19 protein-coding genes and 1 tRNA gene are annotated in these 22978 nt (G+C 29.2%); 4 read left to right on the top strand and 16 right to left on the bottom strand.

Annotated elements, in window-relative coordinates; genetic code table 11:
• Nucleotides 1–13: 13 nt before the first annotated feature.
• Together tyrS and nth are read right to left on the bottom strand one after the other, a co-directional pair.
• A complete protein-coding gene (gene tyrS / locus CINFORN2912_RS00405; protein WP_075433697.1) occupies nt 14–1300 on the bottom strand; it encodes a tyrosine--tRNA ligase in 1287 nt (428 codons plus the stop codon).
• A gap of 296 nt (nt 1301–1596) precedes the next feature.
• The gene (gene nth, locus CINFORN2912_RS00400) at nt 1597–2247 is read right to left on the bottom strand and encodes an endonuclease III (RefSeq protein WP_075433696.1); all 651 of its coding nucleotides are present in this window, start codon (nt 2245–2247) and stop codon (nt 1597–1599) included.
• Between the two features lie 198 nt (nt 2248–2445).
• On the opposite strand from nth, the gene CINFORN2912_RS00395 reads away from it, so the two are divergent.
• A tRNA-Val gene (locus CINFORN2912_RS00395) sits at nt 2446–2518 on the top strand.
• 21 nt (nt 2519–2539) lie between these two features.
• On the top strand, nt 2540–3886 hold the full coding sequence (gene tilS, locus CINFORN2912_RS00390) for a tRNA lysidine(34) synthetase TilS (protein WP_075433695.1): 1347 nt from the start codon (nt 2540–2542) through the stop codon (nt 3884–3886).
• A gap of 6 nt (nt 3887–3892) precedes the next feature.
• Here tilS and metG read toward each other — a convergent pair whose 3' ends face one another.
• The 11 genes from metG to smrB all read right to left on the bottom strand — a co-directional run bounded on the left by metG (nt 3893) and on the right by smrB (nt 15390).
• Nucleotides 3893–5533 (bottom strand): methionine--tRNA ligase, encoded by a 1641-nt coding sequence (gene metG, locus CINFORN2912_RS00385; RefSeq protein ID WP_075434219.1) that lies wholly within the window; start codon nt 5531–5533, stop codon nt 3893–3895.
• Between the two features lie 264 nt (nt 5534–5797).
• On the bottom strand, nt 5798–7204 hold the full coding sequence (gndA, locus tag CINFORN2912_RS00380; protein WP_075433694.1) for an NADP-dependent phosphogluconate dehydrogenase: 1407 nt from the start codon (nt 7202–7204) through the stop codon (nt 5798–5800).
• A gap of 83 nt (nt 7205–7287) precedes the next feature.
• A complete protein-coding gene (hisIE, locus tag CINFORN2912_RS00375) occupies nt 7288–7902 on the bottom strand; it encodes a bifunctional phosphoribosyl-AMP cyclohydrolase/phosphoribosyl-ATP diphosphatase HisIE (RefSeq protein ID WP_075433693.1) in 615 nt (204 codons plus the stop codon).
• Nucleotides 7896–8672: an imidazole glycerol phosphate synthase subunit HisF gene (hisF, locus tag CINFORN2912_RS00370; protein WP_075433692.1), complete on the bottom strand. Its 777-nt coding sequence runs from the start codon at nt 8670–8672 to the stop codon at nt 7896–7898. Before hisF ends, hisIE begins: the two co-directional genes overlap by 7 nt.
• Nucleotides 8654–9391 carry a 1-(5-phosphoribosyl)-5-[(5-phosphoribosylamino)methylideneamino]imidazole-4-carboxamide isomerase gene (gene hisA, locus CINFORN2912_RS00365; RefSeq protein ID WP_075433691.1) on the bottom strand — a complete coding sequence of 246 codons (738 nt, stop codon included), beginning with the start codon at nt 9389–9391 and terminating at the stop codon, nt 8654–8656. The genes hisF and hisA overlap by 19 nt, the downstream gene beginning before the upstream one ends.
• Before the next feature lie 4 nt (nt 9392–9395).
• Nucleotides 9396–9986: an imidazole glycerol phosphate synthase subunit HisH gene (hisH, locus tag CINFORN2912_RS00360; RefSeq protein WP_075433690.1), complete on the bottom strand. Its 591-nt coding sequence runs from the start codon at nt 9984–9986 to the stop codon at nt 9396–9398.
• Nucleotides 9986–11053, bottom strand: a complete 1068-nt coding sequence (gene hisB / locus CINFORN2912_RS00355; protein ID WP_075433689.1) for a bifunctional histidinol-phosphatase/imidazoleglycerol-phosphate dehydratase HisB — start codon at nt 11051–11053, stop codon at nt 9986–9988. The genes hisH and hisB overlap by 1 nt, the downstream gene beginning before the upstream one ends.
• Nucleotides 11050–12120 (bottom strand): histidinol-phosphate transaminase, encoded by a 1071-nt coding sequence (gene hisC / locus CINFORN2912_RS00350; RefSeq protein WP_075433688.1) that lies wholly within the window; start codon nt 12118–12120, stop codon nt 11050–11052. Before hisC ends, hisB begins: the two co-directional genes overlap by 4 nt.
• Before the next feature lie 11 nt (nt 12121–12131).
• The gene (gene hisD / locus CINFORN2912_RS00345) at nt 12132–13454 is read right to left on the bottom strand and encodes a histidinol dehydrogenase (RefSeq protein ID WP_075433687.1); all 1323 of its coding nucleotides are present in this window, start codon (nt 13452–13454) and stop codon (nt 12132–12134) included.
• 7 nt (nt 13455–13461) lie between these two features.
• Nucleotides 13462–14361 carry an ATP phosphoribosyltransferase gene (hisG, locus tag CINFORN2912_RS00340; protein WP_075433686.1) on the bottom strand — a complete coding sequence of 300 codons (900 nt, stop codon included), beginning with the start codon at nt 14359–14361 and terminating at the stop codon, nt 13462–13464.
• A 486-nt stretch (nt 14362–14847) separates the two neighbouring features.
• Nucleotides 14848–15390, bottom strand: coding sequence for an endonuclease SmrB (smrB, locus tag CINFORN2912_RS00335; RefSeq protein WP_075433685.1), 543 nt, complete (start codon nt 15388–15390; stop codon nt 14848–14850).
• Nucleotides 15391–15707: 317 nt separating this feature from the next.
• On the opposite strand from smrB, the gene aroC reads away from it, so the two are divergent.
• Nucleotides 15708–16799: a chorismate synthase gene (gene aroC, locus CINFORN2912_RS00330; RefSeq protein WP_075433684.1), complete on the top strand. Its 1092-nt coding sequence runs from the start codon at nt 15708–15710 to the stop codon at nt 16797–16799.
• Between the two features lie 502 nt (nt 16800–17301).
• Entirely contained in the window at nt 17302–18186 is an 885-nt protein-coding gene (gene dapA, locus CINFORN2912_RS00320) for a 4-hydroxy-tetrahydrodipicolinate synthase (protein ID WP_075433682.1), read from the top strand.
• Between the two features lie 293 nt (nt 18187–18479).
• Here the strand turns inward: dapA and dapE are convergent, their stop codons facing one another.
• The 3 genes from dapE to tal form a co-directional block, all read right to left on the bottom strand.
• Nucleotides 18480–19610: a succinyl-diaminopimelate desuccinylase gene (dapE, locus tag CINFORN2912_RS00315; protein WP_075433681.1), complete on the bottom strand. Its 1131-nt coding sequence runs from the start codon at nt 19608–19610 to the stop codon at nt 18480–18482.
• A gap of 117 nt (nt 19611–19727) precedes the next feature.
• Nucleotides 19728–21719 carry a transketolase gene (tkt, locus tag CINFORN2912_RS00310; RefSeq protein ID WP_075433680.1) on the bottom strand — a complete coding sequence of 664 codons (1992 nt, stop codon included), beginning with the start codon at nt 21717–21719 and terminating at the stop codon, nt 19728–19730.
• An 80-nt stretch (nt 21720–21799) separates the two neighbouring features.
• Nucleotides 21800–22756 carry a transaldolase gene (gene tal / locus CINFORN2912_RS00305; RefSeq protein WP_075433679.1) on the bottom strand — a complete coding sequence of 319 codons (957 nt, stop codon included), beginning with the start codon at nt 22754–22756 and terminating at the stop codon, nt 21800–21802.
• Nucleotides 22757–22978: the final 222 nt, after the last annotated feature.

Below are 22978 nucleotides of genomic sequence, written 5' to 3'. Positions count from 1 at the left end.
TCATAAAAAATGATTATAAATCCCAATGAATTAAAACATAATTCTTCTTTCCTCGACACAATAGAGTATATTTTTCAAATAATACATCCGATTTTATAAAAACATAGTCTCTTTGATTCTGAACTATACCGTTTATCTTAATAGATCCGGACACAATCATATTTCTGGCTTTAGTTAACGACGGAGATAATAAAGATTTAACTAAGGCATGAGACAGGCTTATCTTTTCACCGCATTTAATCAATGGCACACCATCTTGCAGTAGTTGTAAAAAATCTGATTTTTGGATATCTTGAATAGATCCTTTTCCGAATAAAATATTTACAATACGTTGTACTGCAGTTAAAAGATTGCTTCCGTGTACAAATTGAGTTAAAAAATTTGCTAAAAAAATTTTTTTATTTATAATTTCTTCTATATAATTATTATTTAATAACCTCATATTTGTTTCTTGTGTGCTAAAAAGAGAAAAAAGAGAAAAAAAATTGTTTACATCAGAATCAGGAATATTCATCCAAAATTGATAAAATTTATACGGACTAGTTTTTTTCGGATCTAACCAGATCGTGTTACTTTCAGTTTTTCCAAATTTTTCTCCATTAGATTTAGTTAATAAAGGACAAGTCAATCCGAATACTTCGTCATGATATAATTTTCGAATTAATCGTATTCCCGATAAAATATTCCCCCATTGATCAGAGCCACCAATCTGTAATTTTACACCATAATGTTTATAAACTACTGAAAAATCATATGCTTGCAATAAGCTATACGAGAACTCGGAAAAAGACATACCCGTTTTTTCTTTTGTGAGCCGTTTTTTCACAGATTCTCTGTGAATCATATGATTAACAGAAAAATAATCTCCTACTTTTTTTAAGAAAGAAAGTACTGAAAAATCCTTCAACCAAGTATAATTATTTAAGATAATTGCTTTATTTGTTATACGATCATCCTGATGAAAAAATAATAATAATTGCTTCTCCAGACATGTTTGGTTATACCTTAACAAATCTAAAGAGTTTTTCTTTCTTTCATATCGCTTAAAACTAGGATCGCCGATCATACCAGTTGCTCCGCCGATCAAAAGAATAGGTGTATGACCAAAGCTTTGGAAATATTTTAAACATAATATCGGCAACAAGTGACCTACATGTAGACTATTATTTGTAGGATCAAATCCACAATACAAAAAAATCTTTCTATCAATTAAATATTTGTGTAAACGTGATTTATTAGATACTTGGGAAAAAAAATTTTTTTCTTCTAATCGATCTAAAAAATTAGGCGTTGAAGGCATATTAATATCTTTCCTCTATCTTTAGTTTAAGCTGATATAATGTTATTTTTAATTAAAAAAATAATAATTTTACTCACCCAAACTCTGTGAGCACGCAACTAAACCTTAATAATATTCACATGCATCCCAAAAACTTAACGCATGTATTCATGAATATCATTCCGATTAAAAATGCTATTTTTTAATGCCAATGTTATTAAAAAATACAGCGATATATACACTTAATACCAGATTCCGAAATAGCTTTTAAAAATAAAAATACTTTTCACGCATTGGTATTAGATTTAATTATTAATCTATTTTTTACTAATATAATTAAAATTTTTGTAAAAATATTCGCATACATGATTTATAACGCATTTTAAACACTTGGGCTTTTTTGCGATGCAGACGTAGCGCCCATGAATAACAAACCAAGCGTGAATATACAGTTTAAACTCAGAAGGAACAACACGGTGTAATTTTTTTTCTACAATACCTACAGACGCTCCCGTCGCAAATCCAGTACGATTAGATACTCTAAATACATGTGTATCTACTGCAATATATTTTTTTTTCAATACAATATTCAAAAATAGATTAGCAGTTTTTCGCCCTACTCCGGGTAATCTTAATAGTTGATTTATATTTAGCGGTATAGATTCATTAAACACATTAGCTAATAAACGACAAGTATTCATAATGTATTCGGCTTTCTTGTTAAATAAACCTATAGTCCTAAGTATTTTTTTTAACTTTAATAAACCTAATTTCAGTATATCAGATGGCCGAGATACCTTGGAAAATAATTGCTTAGTAACATTATTAACCTGCGTATCTGAAGACTGGGCTGATAAAATAATAGCAATTAATAGTTCAAAAGAAGTATTGTATTTCAATTCTGTTGTAGCGTTCATATAAAATATTTCAAATTTTTTTAAAATTAATATACGTTTTTCTTTATTCATACATACCGCGATTATAGTAACAAGATTACATAAAAGAATTTTTAGAAAAAATATATAATCTATTGTAGCTTACTGATTCTTTAAAAATCATTATTAGCTCTTAATATTAAAAAACAACAATAAAAATGTTTTTATGCTATAATATAAAAATTATAAATCATATTAATAAATGTTTTTTTAATACACTGTACTCTTTATGCGTTCGTAACTCAATGGTTAGAGTGCTACTATGACATAGTAGAAGCTAGTGGTTCAAATCCACTCGAACGTAAAATAAAACTCGAGATTACTTATGTTTATAAAAAAACTCATCAAATTATATCCCGAAAAGAAAAATTTTTTATTAGCGTTAAGCGGGGGAGTTGATTCCACTGTACTGTTATATCAACTAGTTCAAATAAAAAAAAAAATTAAAGATATCTTCATCCGAGCAATACATATTAACCATAATTTATATTCACAATCTAAAAAATTCCAACAATTCTGTAAAAATATATGTATTATTAACAATATATGTATTATAGTTGAAAATATTCACATACCCCAAAAAAATAAATACGGCATAGAAGGTTATTCAAGAAAAAAAAGATATGAATTATTCAAAAAAAATATATTACCGGAAGAAACGCTATTAACGGCACATAATCTTAATGACCAATGCGAAAATTTATTTCTCTCTCTAAAAAGAAGTAGCGGTATTAGAGGTTTATCTGGCATTAAGTATTGTTCTGAATATCAGGGAATAACCATTATTCGACCTTTAATACATATATCAAAAAAAAAGATTATCTCGTGGGCTAAAAAAAATAAAATAAATTGGATAGAAGATCCATCAAATAAATATAATGTATATGATAGAAATTTTTTAAGAAATAAAATTTTATCAAAAATATATAAAAGATGGCCTAATTTTTTAAAAAATTGCACAACAAGCATGCACATACTTACATCTGATCAAAAAATTTTAAATTTTTTTGTCCTTAACTTTATTAAAAAAAACGTTTTTTCGGACGGGTCTTTGTCCTTGTTAAATTTTGATAATGTAATACCAGAGGTAAGATATTCAGTTTTAAAGAAATGGTTAGAAGCGTTAAGCAAAAGAATACCCTCGCGCAATATATTAAAGAGAATAAATCACGAAATTATTCTTAATAAAAACTTTAATAATAAAAAAATAATTTTCTTTAATTATGAGATTAGACGATTTAAAAAAACTATATATGCTTTTATTCCAGGCGATAATATCAAAAATACTATTATACCCTGGAAAAATATCTTTATTCCCCTTAAGCTACCCAATCAACTAGGGTTTTTAAAAACTAAACTAGTCTCGCCGGATAAAAACAAAAAAAAAAAAAAAATACTAAAAATTCCCTATCCGAAAAAAAATTCATTAATTAGCATTCATTTTCAAATTAAAAAAAAATACATAGACAAAGATACTAATAAAAAGTTAAAAATAAGAAAAATTTGGCAAAAAAATAGTATACCTCCATGGCTAAGAAATAAAATACCATTATTATTTTATGGTCAAAAAATAGTAGCAGGAATTGGATTGTTCAATGTTAACGATGTGTTAAAAAACGATACAAGCAGAAACAAAAAATACATTCGCATTACTTGGGTTAACCCTATCTAAAAAAATCTATATTTTCCTCATAAACTCATCAACATAGCTAATCTTAATTCTTTCATATAAACAAGAAAAATCATTAATCTTGTGATTAAGTAACGGCTTATTAATTTGTGTCCACTGTAATGGTGTATTTAAAAATAATTCAGATTTTCGAACTAAATTAGGCATAATCGGTTTTAAAAATATCATTAATATTCTAAACAAATTAATCCCCAAAGAGCAAATACCATGAACATAATTCCGAGAAGATTTTTGTTTTATTAAAATCCAAGGTTTTGTGGTGTTAATATATTTATTTGCTATATCAGATAAATTTCTAATTGCTTTCACTACTAACGAAAACTTTCTTTCTTGAAAAGAAATATCTATTTCTATAGATTTATCAACAAAATTCTTATATATACTTTTCTCTATTATACAATCCGATAAAATATTAAAAAAATGTTTTTTTAAAAAAGAAGCGCTGCGTGACGCTAAATTAATTATGTTGTTAACAATATCCGAATTAATTTTATATGCATAGTCGTATACATTGATTTCTATATCTTCAATCGTATCTGATAATTTAGATGCTAAGTAATACCTTAAAGAATCAGAATCAAAATACGATAACCACTGATCTACAGATATTATAGTTCCTTTTGATTTAGATAACTTCGATCCATTAAATTTCAAATAACCGTGAGCAAATATTTTAGTAGGCTTCCTGTAATCACAGCCCTCTAAAATAGCCGGCCAAAATAAACTATGAAAATAAACAATATCCTTGCCAATAAAATGATATAATTCATGTTTTGATTGTCGAGACCAAAAGTTACAAAAATTAATTTTATCATCCTCATTACATAATTCTTTAAAACTGCTGATATACCCTATAGGAGCATCCATCCAAACATAAAAAAATTTATCAACATAACCCGGAATTAAAAAACCAAAATACGGTTTATCCCGAGAAATATTCCAAGAACGCAATCCCATAGCCAACCACCGATTTAGGTGATTAGCGACAGAAGCTTGAACAGTACCTGAGTTTACCCAACGCTTTAAAAATTCCGAAAAATAAGATAATTTAAAAAATAAATGTTTAGAGCTTTTTATTTGGGGAGAAGAATTCGATAATTCAGATACAGGATTCAGCAATTCTGTTGCGTCATATATCGCCCCGCATATTTCGCAATTATCACCGTATTGCCGCTTTGCTCTGCAGGTCGGGCAAGTGCCACGAACAAAACGATCAGATAAAAAAATATTTAACTTAACATCATATAACTGTGTAATTACTTTTTCTTGAATTAAATCTTTTCTTTTCAAAATATTAAATATCTTCTTGCATGTTTTTTCGTTAGTCTTACTATGTGTAGATGAATAGTGATCATGAAAGATAGAAAATTTCAAAAAGCTACTTCTGTGACGTTGATATACATTCTCAATTAGCCTTTCAGGATTAATTTTCATTTTTTTCGCTTGAAGCATAATAGCCGTTCCGTGCGCATCATCTGAGCAAATAAAAATAACTGAACGACCTTTCATTCGATAATATCGAATCCAAATATCCGCTTGAATATGTTCCAACAAATGCCCTAAGTGTATATCTCCATTTGCATAAGGAAAAGCGCATGTAACTAGCATAGTATCAGTAGAATTTTTCATAAAAAACCACAATAGTAGAAAATAAATATATAAAATACCAAAAAATAAAATATTAAACATTGAATAATGAAGTTAAAATAAAAAACTAACTTCTATATATTGTTATCATACAAACTATGTATTTTATCAATTTAAAAAAGGAAACACATGAGAATACAAATATATATAAATCAAAAAACGCCAATATACAATAATAAGTACATGTATGAATAAATCATTATACCTAAAATTGTATACTTTGAATAACTAAAATTATATAATGAATTACAACCAGTTCGTATGAAAAACTCCAGATTTATCAGTTCTCTGATAGGTATGAGACCCAAAATAATCTCTTTGCGCTTGTATTAAATTAGAGGATGAATTAATAGTGCGATAAGCATCGTAATATGATAATGCGCTAAAAAAAACTGGAACAGAAATTCCCTGATTAATGGCAATAACTATAATATTTCGCAATGAACTTTGATATGCGTTAATTATATCTTTTAAGCTTTCTGTAAATAACAGATCTAACAAATTATTATTTGCAGAATACTCTGATACAATATAATTTAAGAAATCTGCCCTAATAATACAACCTGAACGAAAAATTTTAGCAATATTTGCAAAATTTAAATTCCAAGAATAATTTTCCGATGCTTTTTTCATCAATGAAAAACCTTGCGCATACGAAATAATTTTTCCTAAAAATAAAGCTTTTCGAATATCTTCAATAAACTCCTCGCGTAAAGAATCGCTAATCTTAGATACTCTAGGCCCCAATAATAGTGTAGAAGCAATCATTCGATTTGCTTTACACTCTGATAAATACCTAGAAAAAACAGATTCAGTGATCATAGAAGTCGGAGAATGAAGCTCTAAAGAGCTTTGTGCCGTCCATGCACCGGTACCTTTACTAGAAGCAGAATCTAAAATAAAATCAATAATAAATTGACCATCAGAATCTTTTTTACATAAAATATTTCCCGTAATTTCTATTAAATAACTGCGTAACTCGCCTTGATTCCATGACTTAAATACATTGGATATTTCAATATTATTCATTCCGGATACATATTTTAATAACATATAAGATTCTGAAATTAATTGCATATCACTATATTCAATTCCATTGTGGACCATCTTTACATAATGCCCGGAACCATTCGGTCCAATATATTTTACACATGGTTCTTGATGATACTTGGCTGCAATTTTTTTTAAAATAGATTTTATTATATCATATGCCTCTATGCTCCCTCCAGGCATAATAGCGGGTCCGTGTAGCGCACCGTCTTCTCCTCCGGAAATACCCATACCGATAAAATGAATAGATTTTTCTGTAAGAAAATTAAATCTCCGCATTGTGTCCTTATAAAAAGAATTACCGCCATCAATAATTACATCGCCTTTATTTAAATAAGGCAATAAAACATTTATCATTTCATCAACAGGATCGCCGGCTTGTATCATTAATAAAATACAGCGCGGAGAACATAAAGAATTAATAAATTTGTTTATTGAAAGATACGGAAATAATCGCTTAACTGGATTTTGAAATAATTGGTCAACTGCTTGGTTATGCGATCGATTAAACACAGCAACTGTATACCCATTATTTGCAATATTAAATGCTAAGTTTTTTCCCATAACTCCCATACCGATAATACCAATATCATAATTTGACATATTTCCTCGCTAAAATTAAATTCTGCCTAAAATATACTATGTTGATATAGATCAATTAAAATAATATCGAAAAATAATATTTACTATTGATCAGAGCGCTGTTTTAAATTTTTAATAATAGACTTTAAATCAATATCAGAGCACTGCAATAAAATTAAAAAGTGAAATAATAAATCAGACGCTTCATTAATTAAATTAATAGAATTATTTTCTAAAAAAGCTATAATTGTTTCTACAGCCTCTTCTCCAACTTTTTGAGCTATTCTATTTCTTCCTACAGAAAATAACATACTAATATAAGAATCACGAGAAGGATTTTTCTTTCTTAATTTAATAACATTCTCTAATTTATATAAAAAGGAATGTAATAATTTAAAAGATGTAAAACAACTAAACTTATTTAAATGACAAGTATTTCCATCTGGTTTTACTTGCGCTAAAATAACATCATAGTCACAATCAGTCGAAATCTGCTTAACATGCAAAAAATTTTTAGAGTATTCTCCTTTAATCCATAATCTATTTTTTTTTCGAGAAAATAATGTAAACAATTTTTTTTCAATAGTGCTTCTATATGCATCTGGATTCATATATCCAAACATCAATATTTCTCCAGAAACGTAATGTTGAGCAATAGCTGGAATCATATTGTTCATCTTAATCCAATTTAAATTTTTTATATCTTTAGCAATCAGCATTGTCTAATTATAACCCCTTGATTCAATAAAAAACCTTTTAATTTTGAAATGGAAAGTATTTTACTGTGAAAAATAGAAGCAGCTAAAGCTCCGTCTACTTTAGAGATTTTAAATACATTTAAAAAATCATATACACTACCAGCTCCTCCTGAAGCAATGAGCGGAACAGAGCAAATATTACGTATTTTATTTAATTGCTCAATATCGTAACCGGCTTTTGTACCATCAGTATTCATAGTATTTAGAACAATTTCTCCTGCACCTAATTGTTGTATATGTTTAATCCAATCACTAGTCTTCCATTGTGTTGAGCGACATTTGTCTTCATTACCAGTATACTGAAATACTTGATATGTTCCCTTAGTTGAATTATACCAAGAATCTACTCCAACGACCACACACTGCACTCCGAAACGATCTGCTAATTTACTGATTAATAGCGGATCCTTTAATGCTGGTGAATTAATAGAAATCTTATCTGCTCCTAAAGATAAAATTAATTTTGCATCTTCTACTGAAGAAATACCGCCTGCAACGGAAAAAGGTATATTAATTAATTCAGCAATTCTAGAAATCCATCTTACGTCTAGTAATTTTTTTTTTGGTGAAGCGGCAATATCATAAAAAACTAACTCATCAATTCCTTTTCGAGAATAATATTTTGCTAACTCAAGAACATTCCCAACAATAACATGATTTTGAAAACGAATACCTTTAACTACCATGCCTCGCTTGACATCTAAACACGCTATTATTCGTTTTGCCAACATTTCCAAGCCTCCAGAAAAGTAAATTTTTTTTCTAAAAAAGCGCGTCCAATGATGGCATGATCTATGTTGTTTTGTTTTAAATGACTCACATCCTTCAATGAACCAATTCCTCCAGAAGCCTGTAACTCAATAGTCGGAAAATTTGTCTTTAAACTTTGATATAAATTTATATTAGGACCTAATAAAGTTCCATCTCGAGAAATATCTGTACATAAAATATGTTTCAATCCATGAGCAACAAAATCACGCAGTACGCTGTCTACATTAACTTCGGTGATAGTTTTCCAACCATGAATAGCTATTTTTTTTTCATTTTTTTGATTAATCTTCGTATCTACAGCTAACACAAAATTAGCACAACTATATTTATTCAACCACCTTACAAATCGATCGGGATGTAAAATGGCATATGTACCTATCACAACTTTATCAACGCCGGCATTGAATAAGTTTTCTAAATCCTCCGTTGTGCGTATTCCTCCGCCGACTTGAAATTGGATTTTATTGTAATGAGAAATAATTTTTAAAATGTTTTTTTGACGATTAGATGGATTCTTACATCCGTCTAAATCTACTAAGTGAATATATTTAGATCCCTGCTGTATATATTGATCTATTTGTTCAAAAATATCAGTCTCGTAATATATTTTGTGATTATAATTACCTTGGTATAACCTTACGATCTTACCCTGAATAAAATCTAATGATGGAATAATCATATTTCTATATCTCTAAAAAATTTTTAATTAACTGTTCTCCAGGAATACCTGATTTTTCTGGATGAAATTGAACTCCAAAAAAATTTTTTATTTTTACCGCAGAACAGAAATTAATACCGTGCGTAGATTCTGCGATCATATGTTTATTTATACGCATATAATAGCTATGTAAAAAATAAAATTGAGTAGCATTATCAATATAGTTGAATAAACTACTCCGATCTTTATAATAAACGTGATTCCAGCCAATATGAGGAATAGAACAATCAATACGAGGTAATTTTTTTATTGAACAAGATATTTTATTTAATAAAAGACATTTTTTTCCTTCGTAGCTATACGTTCCTAGTAACTGCATGCCTAGACAAATTCCTAAAATAGGTTGATTAGTAGCCTGTAAAAAAGATAATAAATTTTTTTTCCTTAAAGCTCTCATTACTGAAACAGCAGAACCAACACCCGGTAAAAATATTTTGTGAGCTAATTTTACCTCATGAATCGAATCAGCTACACTAGCATTATAGCCTAACCTACGAATCGAGTTTTGAATAGAGCATAAATTAGAAAAACCGGTATTAATGATGACAATTGACATTACAATAAACCTTTTGACGTAGGTAAAATATTTCCTTTTAAACTAATAGCTTGCCTTAAGGTGCGTCCAAATGCCTTAAATAAACTTTCAGCACAATGGTGATCGTTCTTTCCATAAGCATGCAAATGAAGAGATACTTTCATTGATTGACTTAAAGAATAAAAAAAATGTTCTATCATACACACGCTTAAATCACCTACATATTTATATTTAAAAGTAGCAAAAAAAGATAAAAATGAACGACCGGAAATATCTAAAATACACGAACAAACGCTTTCGTCCATCGGTAAAGTAAATCCGTACCTAGAAATTCCAATTTTATTTCCAAGAGCATTTTTAAGAGCATAACCTAACGCTATCCCTATATCCTCTACTGTATGATGATCATCAACACATAAGTCCCCTATCACATTAATCTGCATAAAAATACCACTATGAACTCTAATTTGATCTAACATATGATTTAAAAAATTAATACCAGTATCAATATAATTTTCTATAGGTTCGTCTAAGCTAATTTTAATAAATATCTTCGTTTCTGCAGTATTGCGAGATACTTCTGAAAATCGATTAGGATATGTTAATGTAGTAACTATTTTTTTCCAAGAAAAAAAAACAGGATGATATGAAAAACACTTAATTCCCATATTCTCTGCAAGCTGTAAATCCGTATCTCTATCTCCAATTACGTAGCTATTTTTTTTATCTATGCGAGCATCGTGCACCCAGTGTCTCACTAATGAAATTTGAGGTTTACGGCAACCACAGTGATCACCGGGGAAATGCGGACAGATTAAAACACTAGTAAAAAAAATGTTTTGTGAAGAAAAAATATTTAAAAGCAAATTCTGTACTTCGCTAAATTTATGAACAGGAAAAGAAGGGCTCCCTAATCCATCCTGGTTCGTTATCATGACTAACTGATAACCTAAATGTATTAAAGCTAATAAAGAAGAAATAACATCTTTCTCTAAAAAAAATTTATTAATGCAATCCACTTGAAGTGTTTTTTTGGGTTCCTTAATCAAAGTGCCGTCACGATCAATGAATAAAAATTTTTTTTTCATTGTATATTTTTTTTTCCTTCAAATATAGATAAAACATGAATTAAATCTTTACACTCACTCATCGTGCCTATAGATATTCTTAAACAATTCTCCAAACCTAATTTATGTGACTGATCACGAATTATAATTCCGTGAGATTTAATGTGGTTAAAAAGACGTTTAGATTGAAATACTTTTATTAAAATAAAATTTGCTTCACTTGGGAAAATTCTTTGTATATATGAATAAGTTTTTAATTGTTTTATTAAAAACTCTTTATTTTTTAAAATCTTTAAAATATTACCTTGAATCTTTTGTATATTTCCTGAATGCAAATGCTGTATAGCGAGCTCCGATACAGGTGTAGCGATAGGATATGGGGCGAGTACCTTTTGAAGTATTCTAATAATCTCGATATTTGACAAAATAAAACCACATCTCAGCGCAGCCAGTCCAAACGCTTTAGATAATGTACGAAGGATGACTAGGTTAGTATATTGATCTAATTTAGACGATAAACTATTATTCACCGAATAATCAATATATGCTTCATCAATTACCAGTAAGGTAGTTTTAGGAATAAAATTAAGAATATCGACCATATCTTTTTTTAAAAAGAGATTACCGGTAGGGTTATTAGGGTTACAAATATAGATTATTTTTATATTATTTAAATTTTTTTTAATAGCATGTTTATTTAATTCAAAAGAAGATAGCAACGGAATGTTAATCTTTTCTATATTATAAATATCTGCAGAAATAGAATACATATCATAAGTAGGTGAAAAAAACATAACTTTATCGCAATTTTGGACGCAAAAAGCACGAATTAATAAATCTATGCCTTCATCAACACCTCTAGTAATTAAAATTTTATGCGGAGAGACCCTTGAATATTTAGAGTACTTTTTTAATAACTCCTTCGATTGAAAATCTGGATATCTATTTAAATTATTATTTTTATAATTTGCTACAGTGTTCCAAGGAGCTTCATTTGCATTTAAATAAATACGCCCAGATAACCCAAGACGACGAGCGGACTGATAGGGCTGTAAATCAACAATATGTTGTGGGATTAATTTTTTCATATGAACGTTAATTACTCATTTATCACATTTGTTTTTTTTAAAGAATTCGTTCTAATAATTACTGATTGATGATGTGCATCCATTCCTTCTGATAAAGATAACTCTTTTATGCTACACGATAAATCTTGTAAAGAATGTTTTGTCATTTTTTGAATGGTAATTACTTTTTGAAAATCGGAAACGCGCAAAGAAGAGAAAGTGTTCGCGTGCCCATATGTCGGCAAAACATGATTTGCCCCTGTAACATAATCACCTGCAGACCCCGGAGTCCATTTTCCTAAAAATACCGAACCGGCGTTATGTATATGCGATAAATAATTTCTTGCATTGTCTATATGTAAAATCAAATGTTCTGGAGCATATAAATTAGATACTTCAAAGCTTTCCAATAAAGACTGTGTAATAATTATTTTACTATTTTGCCAAGAACTTAAAATAATTTTTTTTCTAGATAAACCTTGTAGTTGATGGTTAAACTCGTTTATTACTTGTTTTGCTACAACTGAACTAGTACTTACCAATATTACTTGTGCATTAATGTCATGCTCTGCTTGAGATAGTAAATCAGATGCAATAAAAGCTGGATGAGAATTATGATCAGCAATAATTAATACTTCAGACGGACCTGCCGGCATATCTATAGAAAGATTTATGTCGCGTCGGCTAACTTGTAACTTAGCTTCAGTAACAAAAATATTTCCGGGACCAAAAATTTTATCAACTCGCTTGATTGTCTGCGTTCCTAAGGCTAACGCTGCAATTGCATGAGCTCCGCCTAACTCTAGAACAGAATCTACTCCTAAAATCTTAGCAATATATAATATTTCGTTACTAATTGGAGGTGGGGAACATAAAACAATATTGGAACACTTAGCAATACGAGCTGGAACTAATAACATCAGCGCAGTGGATACTAGTGGAAACGATCCTTTGGGAACGTATAGTCCTACTGAATGTATCGGTCTAGTAATATGTTGGCAACGTACTCCAGGATAAGTTTGTACATCTAAATCCGGGTAAACTTGTTTAGAATGAAATTCATGAATATTATCTTTAGCCACTAAAACAGCTTTTTGAAACGAGGGAGATACGTATTTATCAGAATTATTAATTCTTGATTGAGAAACATAAAAATCATTCACTTTTACTCGGTCAAACTTTAAACTATAAGCATGTAAGGCTGAATCTCCATTCTTTTTAACATTCCTGATAATCTGTGAAATAGATTTTTTAATTATATTATCAACATTAATATTAGGTCGTTTTAATAAAGTAATTTTTTCTTTGTGCGTTAAAGTGTGCCAATTAATAATTTTTTTACTTACATTAATCATAATTATTTTATTCCATCATTTTTTCAATTGGTAAAACTAAAATAGAACTCGCTCCCAACGATTTTAACTGCTCTATAGTTTCCCAAAAAACCGTTTCACTGCTTACTATATGTAGCGCTACCTTGTTCTTATTTCCAGATAATTCAACTATCGTCGGTTGTTCAGCTCCTTTTAATAAATTAGTTATTTTATTCAGTTTATTTTTTTCAATATGCAACATAATATATTTAGATTCTCGAGCTTTAATTACTCCTTGAATACGATTAAGCAATTTTCTAATAATTCTTATTTTTTCAATAGGCATAGTTTTTTCTTCACGAGACATTAAACATGCTCTCGAATCATAAATAGTTTCTACTTCCTTTAGCCCGTTAGCTTCTAAAGTGGCCCCCGTAGATACCAAATCGCATATCGCATCAGCTAAACCGGAATTATACGCTACCTCCACAGAACCATTTAAAACAAACGGCTTGAATGGAATATTTTTTTTGTCTAAATATCTCTTCAATAAACTCGGATATGAAGTGGCAATACGAGCATTTGTTAAGCATACAGCCCCGATATAATGCATGTCTAACGGAATAGACAAGGATAGGCGACAGACTCCGAAGTCAAGATATTGTAAAATAGAATATTCAACCGGAGCTCCTATAAAAGATCGTGTCAAACATGTTTCTTCTAAAACATTAGAACCTATAATTCCTAATTCTACTACGCCATCCATAATTAAACCAGGAATATCATCATCTCTCACTAACATAACGTCAATTGGCATATTTTCAGCAAATGCAATAAGACTAGATTTTTGTAAATTAATTTTTAAACCGCAACTCTGTAATAGATTCTGAGAATCATAACTTAATCTTCCGGACTTTTGTATAGCTAAGCGCACACGATTTTTATTCAATTGTATTCCTTATTTTTGTAAAAATTAAATATAATAATAAAATCATTATTACATAAAACGATGCATTAAAAATATAATATACTATATATATAAAAATGTTTATATATATCCAAATTTATTTATCTACATGCATTAATAAAGATATTAATTAATTCTGTATTAATATTAAACAAACATAATATAACTATTTAATCATTCAGTTCTTAAAAATAATTCATACACTTGTTCAAGAAACTGAAAATGCCCAAACATACACTGAAAAATTAACTTATTCATCTACCACTAACTAATTACTGTAATTAAATATTTTAATAATAAAAAATAAAGCTCTAATTTTAAAATTTATAATTATCAATACAAAACATTTCGTGAATAAACATAAATTAAAAAAAATTAAAATATTGTTTAAAAATAAATACAATATATACACCAACACTCTAGTAGAAAAATATTTGTTTTCTATTAAAAAACGTTGATGAGTTGGATTTAATAAACATACTCATTTTTTATAAAAACTAAAATAGCAGCATCATAGCCAAAAATTTTTGGCGCTTGATGAAAAGCAAGAATATCAGGATGCCTGGATAACCAAAAAGGAATTTGTTTTTTTAATATTTTTTTACCATAGCCATGTAAAATACTAGCACAAAAAATTTTTTCTTGATGACAAATAGCAATTAATTTTCCTAACTCCTTTTTTGCTTGATATAAATTCATCCCATGTAAATCCAAAACTACTTCTGGAATATACTCACCTTGCTTTAATTTTTTTAAATCAAGATTATAGCGTACATTACGGACAAAACAAATAGGGTTTTTTGTTAATAATAGTGATTTTTCATCTACAACAGTTCTAAAATAATAACTATGTGCATCTTGAGCTAATAATTTCTTATTAAATAATCGATACTTATTGTCAGTTTTTGAACTCATGTGGTAAATTTTATCTTGATTAATTTTTTTAACACCCTTCATATAATACAAAAAAGTTTCAAAATTCTCTAATTTAGCTAAATTATTTTTCTTCATATACGTATTTTCCAAAATATTTAATAAAATATATAAAAATTTACATCCTGATAAGACAACAGGTTATAATTATAACGTAAAAATACAAATGAAAAAAAACCTAACAAAATATATCTCCTCACCTCTATCCTAGACTATACCAAACTATAGTATCGTAGCTAAAAACCATTTTATTGATCTTTACCACCCCCGCGCATATCTTGATAAACATCAATATAATTATTTATATATTTATTTTAAATAAATAAAATATTATAATAAAAATAATTACAAGGTATAAAAATATATATTTTACTATCTACATATAAGGAGCAGTTATGCCAGGAAATACAATTGGAAAAATATTTAAAATCATGACATGTGGAGAATCTCATGGACCAATGTTAGCCGGAATTATCGACGGAGTTCCTCCTGGAATAGCGTTAAATAATCAAGACCTACAGACGGAAGTAAATAGAAGGAGACCTGGTTTATCATCTTTTACGTCTAGCAGAAGAGAAAAAGATATAGTAGAAATTTTCTCAGGTACGTTTAATGGAATTACTACTGGAACTAGTATCGGGATAAAAATAAAAAACCAAGATATACGATCACAAGATTACTCTGACATAAAAGATAAATATCGACCAAATCACGCAGATTTTACATATGAAAAAAAATATGGAATTAGAGACTATAGGGGGGGCGGAAGATCGTCGGCGCGAGAAACAGCTATTAGAGTCGCAGCAGGAGCAATCGCAAAAAAATACTTAAAAATAAAATATAATATTAAAATCCGAGGATATTTGTCCCAAATAGGACCCATTAAATGTCCGTTTCAGTCCTGGAAAGAAGTAGAAAAAAATCCTTTTTTTTGTAGTAATTCTGAAAAAATATATCAAATAAAACGATTTATGAAATATTTAAAGAAATCTGGAAATTCTATTGGAGCAAAAATTGTAATTATCGCAAAAAATGTTCCTGTTGGACTAGGAGAACCTGTGTTTGATCGACTAGACGCAGATATTGCTCACGCGATAATGAGCATTAATGCAGTTAAATCTGTAGAAATTGGCGATGGCATTGATGTAGTCAATCAAACCGGAGATATGCATAGAGATGAAATCTTAAAAAATGGATTTTCCAGCAATCATTCAGGGGGGATTTTAGGCGGTATTAGCAATGGAGACAAGATTATCGTTCAGGCAGCTCTTAAACCTACCTCTAGTATTAGAATACCTGGAAAAACAATCAATAAAAAAGGTCAAGAAACATATATTGTTACGAAAGGAAGACATGATCCATGTGTTGGTATTCGAGCTATACCAATAGCGGAGGCAATGTTAGCCATTATATTAATGGACCATACATTACGTTTTCGAGCACAATGCGGAGTATACAAAAGTAATCAAAAATACAGCTCTAACTAATAATAAATACAAATACCAGAGATTAAGTTTTTAACCATATACTATAATAAATAAAATCTATAGTATAAATACTATCTATCGAAAAAAATAGAACTAAAGAATAAATGTTCTAATATTTTTTTTAAAAAAACTCAATTCTATTTTATATATATTAATATATTAAATATCATATATTTATAATAAATAAATAAAATCGTAAAAGTTACTATGTTTAATGACAATAAATATAATTAATTTAAAAAATATGATAGAAAACTTTAAATATAATTTTTTACACTTACCAAAACGATATTTATCTCAATACTTGATATTTTTTCACTTACAAAAATTAAAAAAACATTTTATTTTTAGAAAAAAAATACTTATACATATATTTAATTCTATAATTTATTAAATATATTTATACCGAGAAATGGAATCACTGCAAAATAACATATTAATTATTCAAACATTATAATTTTATTATAATACTTATATTCTTGTGTTCACAGGGAAGAAAAAAATGTTTAAAGGAAGTATTGTTGCTTTAATTACGCCTATGGACGATAAAGGCCGGCTCTGTAAAAAAAGTTTAAAAAAATTAGTTCATTATCATATTAAAAATAAAACCAATGCAATAGTTTCAGTCGGAACAACTGGGGAATCAGCAACATTAAACCAACGCGAACACGCTAGTGTAATTATGCATACACTAGAATTAGCAGATGAAAATATACCAATTATTGCAGGAACTGGAGCTAACGCAACATCAGAGAGCATTCTATTAACTAAAAATCTTGAAAAGTCAGGTATTTCTGGATGTTTGAGTGTCACTCCCTACTACAACAAACCAACACAAAAAGGCCTCTATCTTCACTTTCGAGCGATTTCTGAAAATACAGATTTGCCCCAAATATTATATAATGTACCTAATCGAACTGGATGTGATTTATTGCCTAAAACTATCATCCGATTATCTAAACTAGATAATATAATTGGATTGAAAGATGCGTCTGGCGATTTATCTCGAGTCAATCAAATTAAACCATTAGTCAAAAAAGATTTTATATTAATCAGCGGAGATGATACAACGGCTTTAGATTTTATGCAACTAGGTGGCCAAGGTGTAATTTCAGTAACGGCTAATATTGCTGCGCCTTACATGACTCAAATGTGTAACTTCGCTTTACAAGGCGATTTTGCTAAAGCTAGACTAATTAATAAAAAATTAACTATTTTACACCATCTCTTATTTCAAGAAACTAATCCCATCCCCATTAAATGGGCTGCACATTATATTGGGTTAATAAAACATAATACCTTAAGATTACCTATGACACCGTTATTAAAAAAAAATCAAGCAACCTTAAGCTCGACTATTGATTCAATAAATTTATATGCAAAATAAAAAAACCAGTACGCTGTAAAAATACTACAAATCGCATAATTAAATACTGAATCATGTCATTGTCCAATTTATATATTAATGTAAATAATTAATAATTTTTGAAAAAAAAATAAAATTATTAGATAATAATATTTTTATATATTTCTTATGCAATGATGAATATTAACTTTATCATTGCATAAAAATGCAATATTAATATTTTTATTTATATCCAATAAGTATCATCTATACCCTTGTTAAAACAAGCAAAATATACTTATATTAATCAAAAAAAAAAAAAAAAAAATAGATATTTACAACAATAACTTGTTCAAGACGTGATAATAAATATTCTGTAACTTTAATAAGTCGAAAATATTAACACACTCGTTTGCTTGATGAATAGTGGAATTTAATAAACCAAATTCTATTACTTCATCTGCTAGAGAAAATAAAAATCTACCATCCGAAGTACCGCCATTCGTTTTAATGACCGGTATAATGTTCGCACATGCACCTATGCTCTCTGATAACGCTTGAGATAAAACTTTCGGGGAAGAAATGAATGGCTCGGCACATACTATCCAGGAAATAGAATACTTCAGCGCGTGCTTTATTAATAAATTTTCAATAACATTCATGATGGTAGCTTTAGAAACAAGAGAATTAAAACGAATATTAAAAAAAATTTTTAATTCGCCGGGAATCATATTAACTGTATAATTTTTTCCTGAATCAATTTTGACAACTTGAATAGAGGAAGGTTCAAAAAAAATATTTCCGTTATCAAATGATAGTAAAGATAACTCCAGCAAAAACGGGAGAGAAGAATGAATAGGATTTATTGCTCCTTTAGGATAAGCGATATGACCTTGCTTACCATATATTTTTAGATTGGCAGACAAAGAGCCTCTACGACCGTTTTTTATACAATCACCTAACACATTTTCACTGGTTGGTTCGCCTATAAGGCAATAGTTAATTCTTTCGTTTCTATTTTTTAATATCGAAACAACCTTTCTTGTGCCATTTGTACCGTCAGACTCTTCATCTGAAGTTATTAAAAAAGATATACGGCCGTTATGGGTCGGTTTTTTTTTAATAAAAGACTCTACTGCTATTAGCATAGCAGCTATTGAACCTTTCATATCAACTGCCCCCCTGCCAAATAAAATATTTTTTTTTATAGTAGAGGTAAACGGGGGGGTATACCAATTTTTTATATCTCCAGGCGGAACTACATCAGTATGCCCAACAAACGTTATAGTTTTACCAAATCCTCTCCATGCCCAAAAATTTTTTGTATCTTTAAAATTCATTCTCTCTATAGTAAAGCCATATGATTGAAGAATTTTTGCTAAAATATCTTGACAGCCAAAATCTTTAGGACTGATTGAAGGTATATTTATTAACTTTTGCGCAAGATTTAAAACTTTAGTGTGCACACTATATGTCCTAATATTATATTTATGTATATGGCTTGCAAGTTTGTAGATATAATAAAAAACTATCATAAAAAAATGAAATAATAGTTTTTGTATAAAAAACTAGAAATAAAAAAGTTAAAAAAAACTTTTTTTAATACGATCTATAATTTTATTAACGGTAAAACCAAAAATTTCAAACAACATTCCCCCAGGACCAGATTCTCCAAAACTATCTATCCCAATCCTCACTCCATTCATGCCAACATATTTATACCAATATTCACTAATACCAGCTTCGATAGATACTCTAAAAACTATTTTTTTCGGTAAAACAGAATCACGATATGCACTCTTTTGATTATCAAAACAATCAGAAGACACCATAGATACTACTCGAGTATTATAACCGTCTTGATATAATTTTTTTGCAACTTGTATTGCTAGCGGGACTTCGGATCCAGTTGCTATGATAATTAGTGATATATTTTTACCGTACTCCCTTAAAATATAACCTCCTTTAAAAATATTTTGTATTTGATTATTTTTTCTAGCTACTTGACAAATATTCTGACGAGATAAGATTAGAGCTGTGGGACCTTTAGATCTATTAATTGCATAACACCAAGAAACAGCCGTTTCTACTGAGTCACACGGCCTCCAAACACTTAAGTTAGGTATATACCGTAAGGTTGAAATATGCTCAATAGGCTGGTGTGTAGGTCCGTCTTCTCCTAATCCGATAGAATCATGTGTATATATAAAGATTTGTTTAGTTTTCATCAATGCGGCCATACGAACAGCATTTCGAGCATAATCTACAAAAACTAAAAAAGTAGCCGTATAGGGAATAAAGCCTCCGTGGTGATAAATACCATTAGCTATAGCTGTCATTCCAAATTCTCTAACGCCGTAATGAATATAATTACCTTGGAAGGTATTGTGTATCGACTTAGAGCCAGACCAAAGCGTTAAATTGCTAGGCGCTAAATCAGCAGATCCTCCGATTAATTCAGGCAATAAAGATCCTATTTTTTCTAATACATTTTGAGAAGCTTCTCGTGTAGAAATATTTCGAGGATCATTATTTAATTGAAGAAGCATTTTTTTAAAGGTAGAGGATAGCTGCTCAGGTAATTTTTGACTTAAACGACGAATATATTCTCTTGATAGTTCAGGATACTCTTTAGTATATTCTTTAAACAACTGATTCCAAGATGACTCTAACTGTTGACCTTTATTAACCGAGTTCCATTTTAAATAAATCGATTCCGGTATTTCAAATGGCGGATGCGGCCAATTTAATTGTTTTCGAGTGAAAGATGTCTCAACCTCACCTAGGGGAGCGCCATGAGAGATGGATCGACCAGATTTATTAGGCGAGCCAAATCCAATGACTGTATTACAAAGAATTAAAGAAGGCTGTGAAATATTCTTTTTAGATATTTTAATAGCTTCAATAATTTCCTCTACAACATGTCCGTTGATTTCAATAACATGCCAATTGTACGATAAAAATCGTTGTTTTGTATGATCAGTAAACCAATTAGATACCTCTCCATCAATTGAAATACCATTTTTATCATAAAAAACAATTAATTTCCCTAAACCTAATGTACCAGCTAAAGAACAAGCTTCATGAGAAATACCTTCCATTAAACATCCGTCTCCAGCGAATACCCATGTGTAATGATCTACAATATTAAAATGTTTTTTATTGAAGCTCTGAGATAACAATTTTTCAGCAACCGCCATTCCAACACCTGAGGCTAAACCTTGTCCTAAAGGCCCTGTAGTAACCTCTACTCCCGGAGTACAATGTACTTCAGGATGACCTGGTGTTTTAGAAAAACATTGTCTAAAATTTTTTAAATCTTCTATTGAAATGTCATATCCTGAAAGATGTAACAGACTATATAGCAACATAGACGCATGCCCATTAGACAAGATGAATCTATCCCTGTTAGACCAAGAAGGATTTTTTGGATTATGACGTAAAAAATCACGCCACAATACTTCTGCAATGTCAGCCATGCCCATGGGAGCCCCGGGGTGACCTGATTTGGCTTTTTCAATTGCATCTATACTCAATATACGTAACGCATTAGATAAATCTTTTCGAGATAGCATATATTTTTTCCTTTTTTTGATAATATAATCTTTTTAAAAATTAATGAAAAGAATATATTTTTAAATTAAAAATTTCTACCCTAAAATCTCTCGAGTAGTAATTCTTCTAATTTTATCTGATCTGCACTAAACTGTCGAATACCTTCTGACAATTTTTCAACAGCCATAGCATCTTGGTTATGCAAAAATCTAAACTCTGATTCTGACAATGGAATAGGTTTATCCTTGGATTTAGAAATTTTTTTGGCATCTAATTTTTTAATAATATCACCCTTCTTCATCATTAATTGATCTAATAAACTAGGAGATATAGTAAGCCGATCACATCCAGTTAATTCTAAAATTTGCCCTAATGAACGAAAACTAGCTCCCATAATAATCGTTTTATACATATTCTTTTTATAATAAGTAAATATTTTCCTAACAGCAACTACCCCCGGATCTGTTTCCCAACAATAATTGGACAATAAATTTAATTTTTTATACCAATCATAAATCCTTCCAACAAAAGGAGAAATTAAAAAAACATTTGCTTCTGCGCATGCTCGAGCTTGAGCAAAGGAAAATAATAAAGTTAAATTACATAAAATACCCAAATCTTTCAATTGACGAGCGGCTTGAATGCATTCCCAAGTTGCTGCTAACTTAATTAATACTCTAGAAGAATGAACGCCAAGATCATTATATAATTTAATTATTTGTACCGCTTCTTGAATACATTGTTCTGTATTAAAAGATAAGCGCGCATCAATTTCTGTTGATATATATCCAGGAATATATTTTAAAATTTCTACTCCAAATCCTGCAGAAACCATATTACAGGCATTTTTTATTTTCTTTGATCGAGACCCACCTATACCTTTAGCATATTGAACTGCATTATTTATGATAAAGTCATATTTTTCAGATAACGCGCTATTTAAAATTAATGTAGGATTAGTAGTGGCGTCCTCTGGTCGATATTTTTTTATAACCTCTATATCCCCGCTATCTAATACTACTATAGTATGTTTTTTTAATAATTCTAGTTGGTTCATAATCAGCCTTTAATGTTTTATATTAATAAATATAGTAATTTCAAAAAAACTAAGAAAGCCCAATATCATAATATTATTACTACGATAATACTAAAAAAGATGATAGAACTCATGTTAGCTAGTATTATACACAGAACTATTCGGGTATATAAAAATATTAAGAAATACTTTAATACACTGAACTGTAAACAAAAAATCATTGAGCTATTAATTTAATTATCA

Origin of the sequence: Buchnera aphidicola, assembly GCF_900128725.1 — a bacterium.
GTDB lineage: Bacteria > Pseudomonadota > Gammaproteobacteria > Enterobacterales > Enterobacteriaceae > Buchnera_F > Buchnera_F aphidicola_K.
The sequence above is the reverse complement of the archived record's forward strand: the minus strand, read 5'-3'. Positions and strand labels throughout refer to the sequence as shown.

Coding starts and splice junctions, on each gene's coding strand:
- hisC (WP_075433688.1), bottom strand. CDS start 12,120: ATGAAAAAATTAATCCCACAACATATTGTTGATTTACAGCCCTATCAG.
- hisIE (WP_075433693.1), bottom strand. CDS start 7,902: ATGCTGATTGCTAAAGATATAAAAAATTTAAATTGGATTAAGATGAAC.
- hisH (WP_075433690.1), bottom strand. CDS start 9,986: ATGTCAATTGTCATCATTAATACCGGTTTTTCTAATTTATGCTCTATT.
- hisB (WP_075433689.1), bottom strand. CDS start 11,053: ATGAAAAAAAAATTTTTATTCATTGATCGTGACGGCACTTTGATTAAG.
- nth (WP_075433696.1), bottom strand. CDS start 2,247: ATGAATAAAGAAAAACGTATATTAATTTTAAAAAAATTTGAAATATTT.
- tyrS (WP_075433697.1), bottom strand. CDS start 1,300: ATGCCTTCAACGCCTAATTTTTTAGATCGATTAGAAGAAAAAAATTTT.
- tilS (WP_075433695.1), top strand. CDS start 2,540: ATGTTTATAAAAAAACTCATCAAATTATATCCCGAAAAGAAAAATTTT.
- gndA (WP_075433694.1), bottom strand. CDS start 7,204: ATGTCAAATTATGATATTGGTATTATCGGTATGGGAGTTATGGGAAAA.
- smrB (WP_075433685.1), bottom strand. CDS start 15,390: ATGAAGAAAAATAATTTAGCTAAATTAGAGAATTTTGAAACTTTTTTG.
- hisD (WP_075433687.1), bottom strand. CDS start 13,454: ATGATTAATGTAAGTAAAAAAATTATTAATTGGCACACTTTAACGCAC.
- dapA (WP_075433682.1), top strand. CDS start 17,302: ATGTTTAAAGGAAGTATTGTTGCTTTAATTACGCCTATGGACGATAAA.
- aroC (WP_075433684.1), top strand. CDS start 15,708: ATGCCAGGAAATACAATTGGAAAAATATTTAAAATCATGACATGTGGA.
- hisF (WP_075433692.1), bottom strand. CDS start 8,672: ATGTTGGCAAAACGAATAATAGCGTGTTTAGATGTCAAGCGAGGCATG.
- hisA (WP_075433691.1), bottom strand. CDS start 9,391: ATGATTATTCCATCATTAGATTTTATTCAGGGTAAGATCGTAAGGTTA.
- metG (WP_075434219.1), bottom strand. CDS start 5,533: ATGAAAAATTCTACTGATACTATGCTAGTTACATGCGCTTTTCCTTAT.
- tal (WP_075433679.1), bottom strand. CDS start 22,756: ATGAACCAACTAGAATTATTAAAAAAACATACTATAGTAGTATTAGAT.
- tkt (WP_075433680.1), bottom strand. CDS start 21,719: ATGCTATCTCGAAAAGATTTATCTAATGCGTTACGTATATTGAGTATA.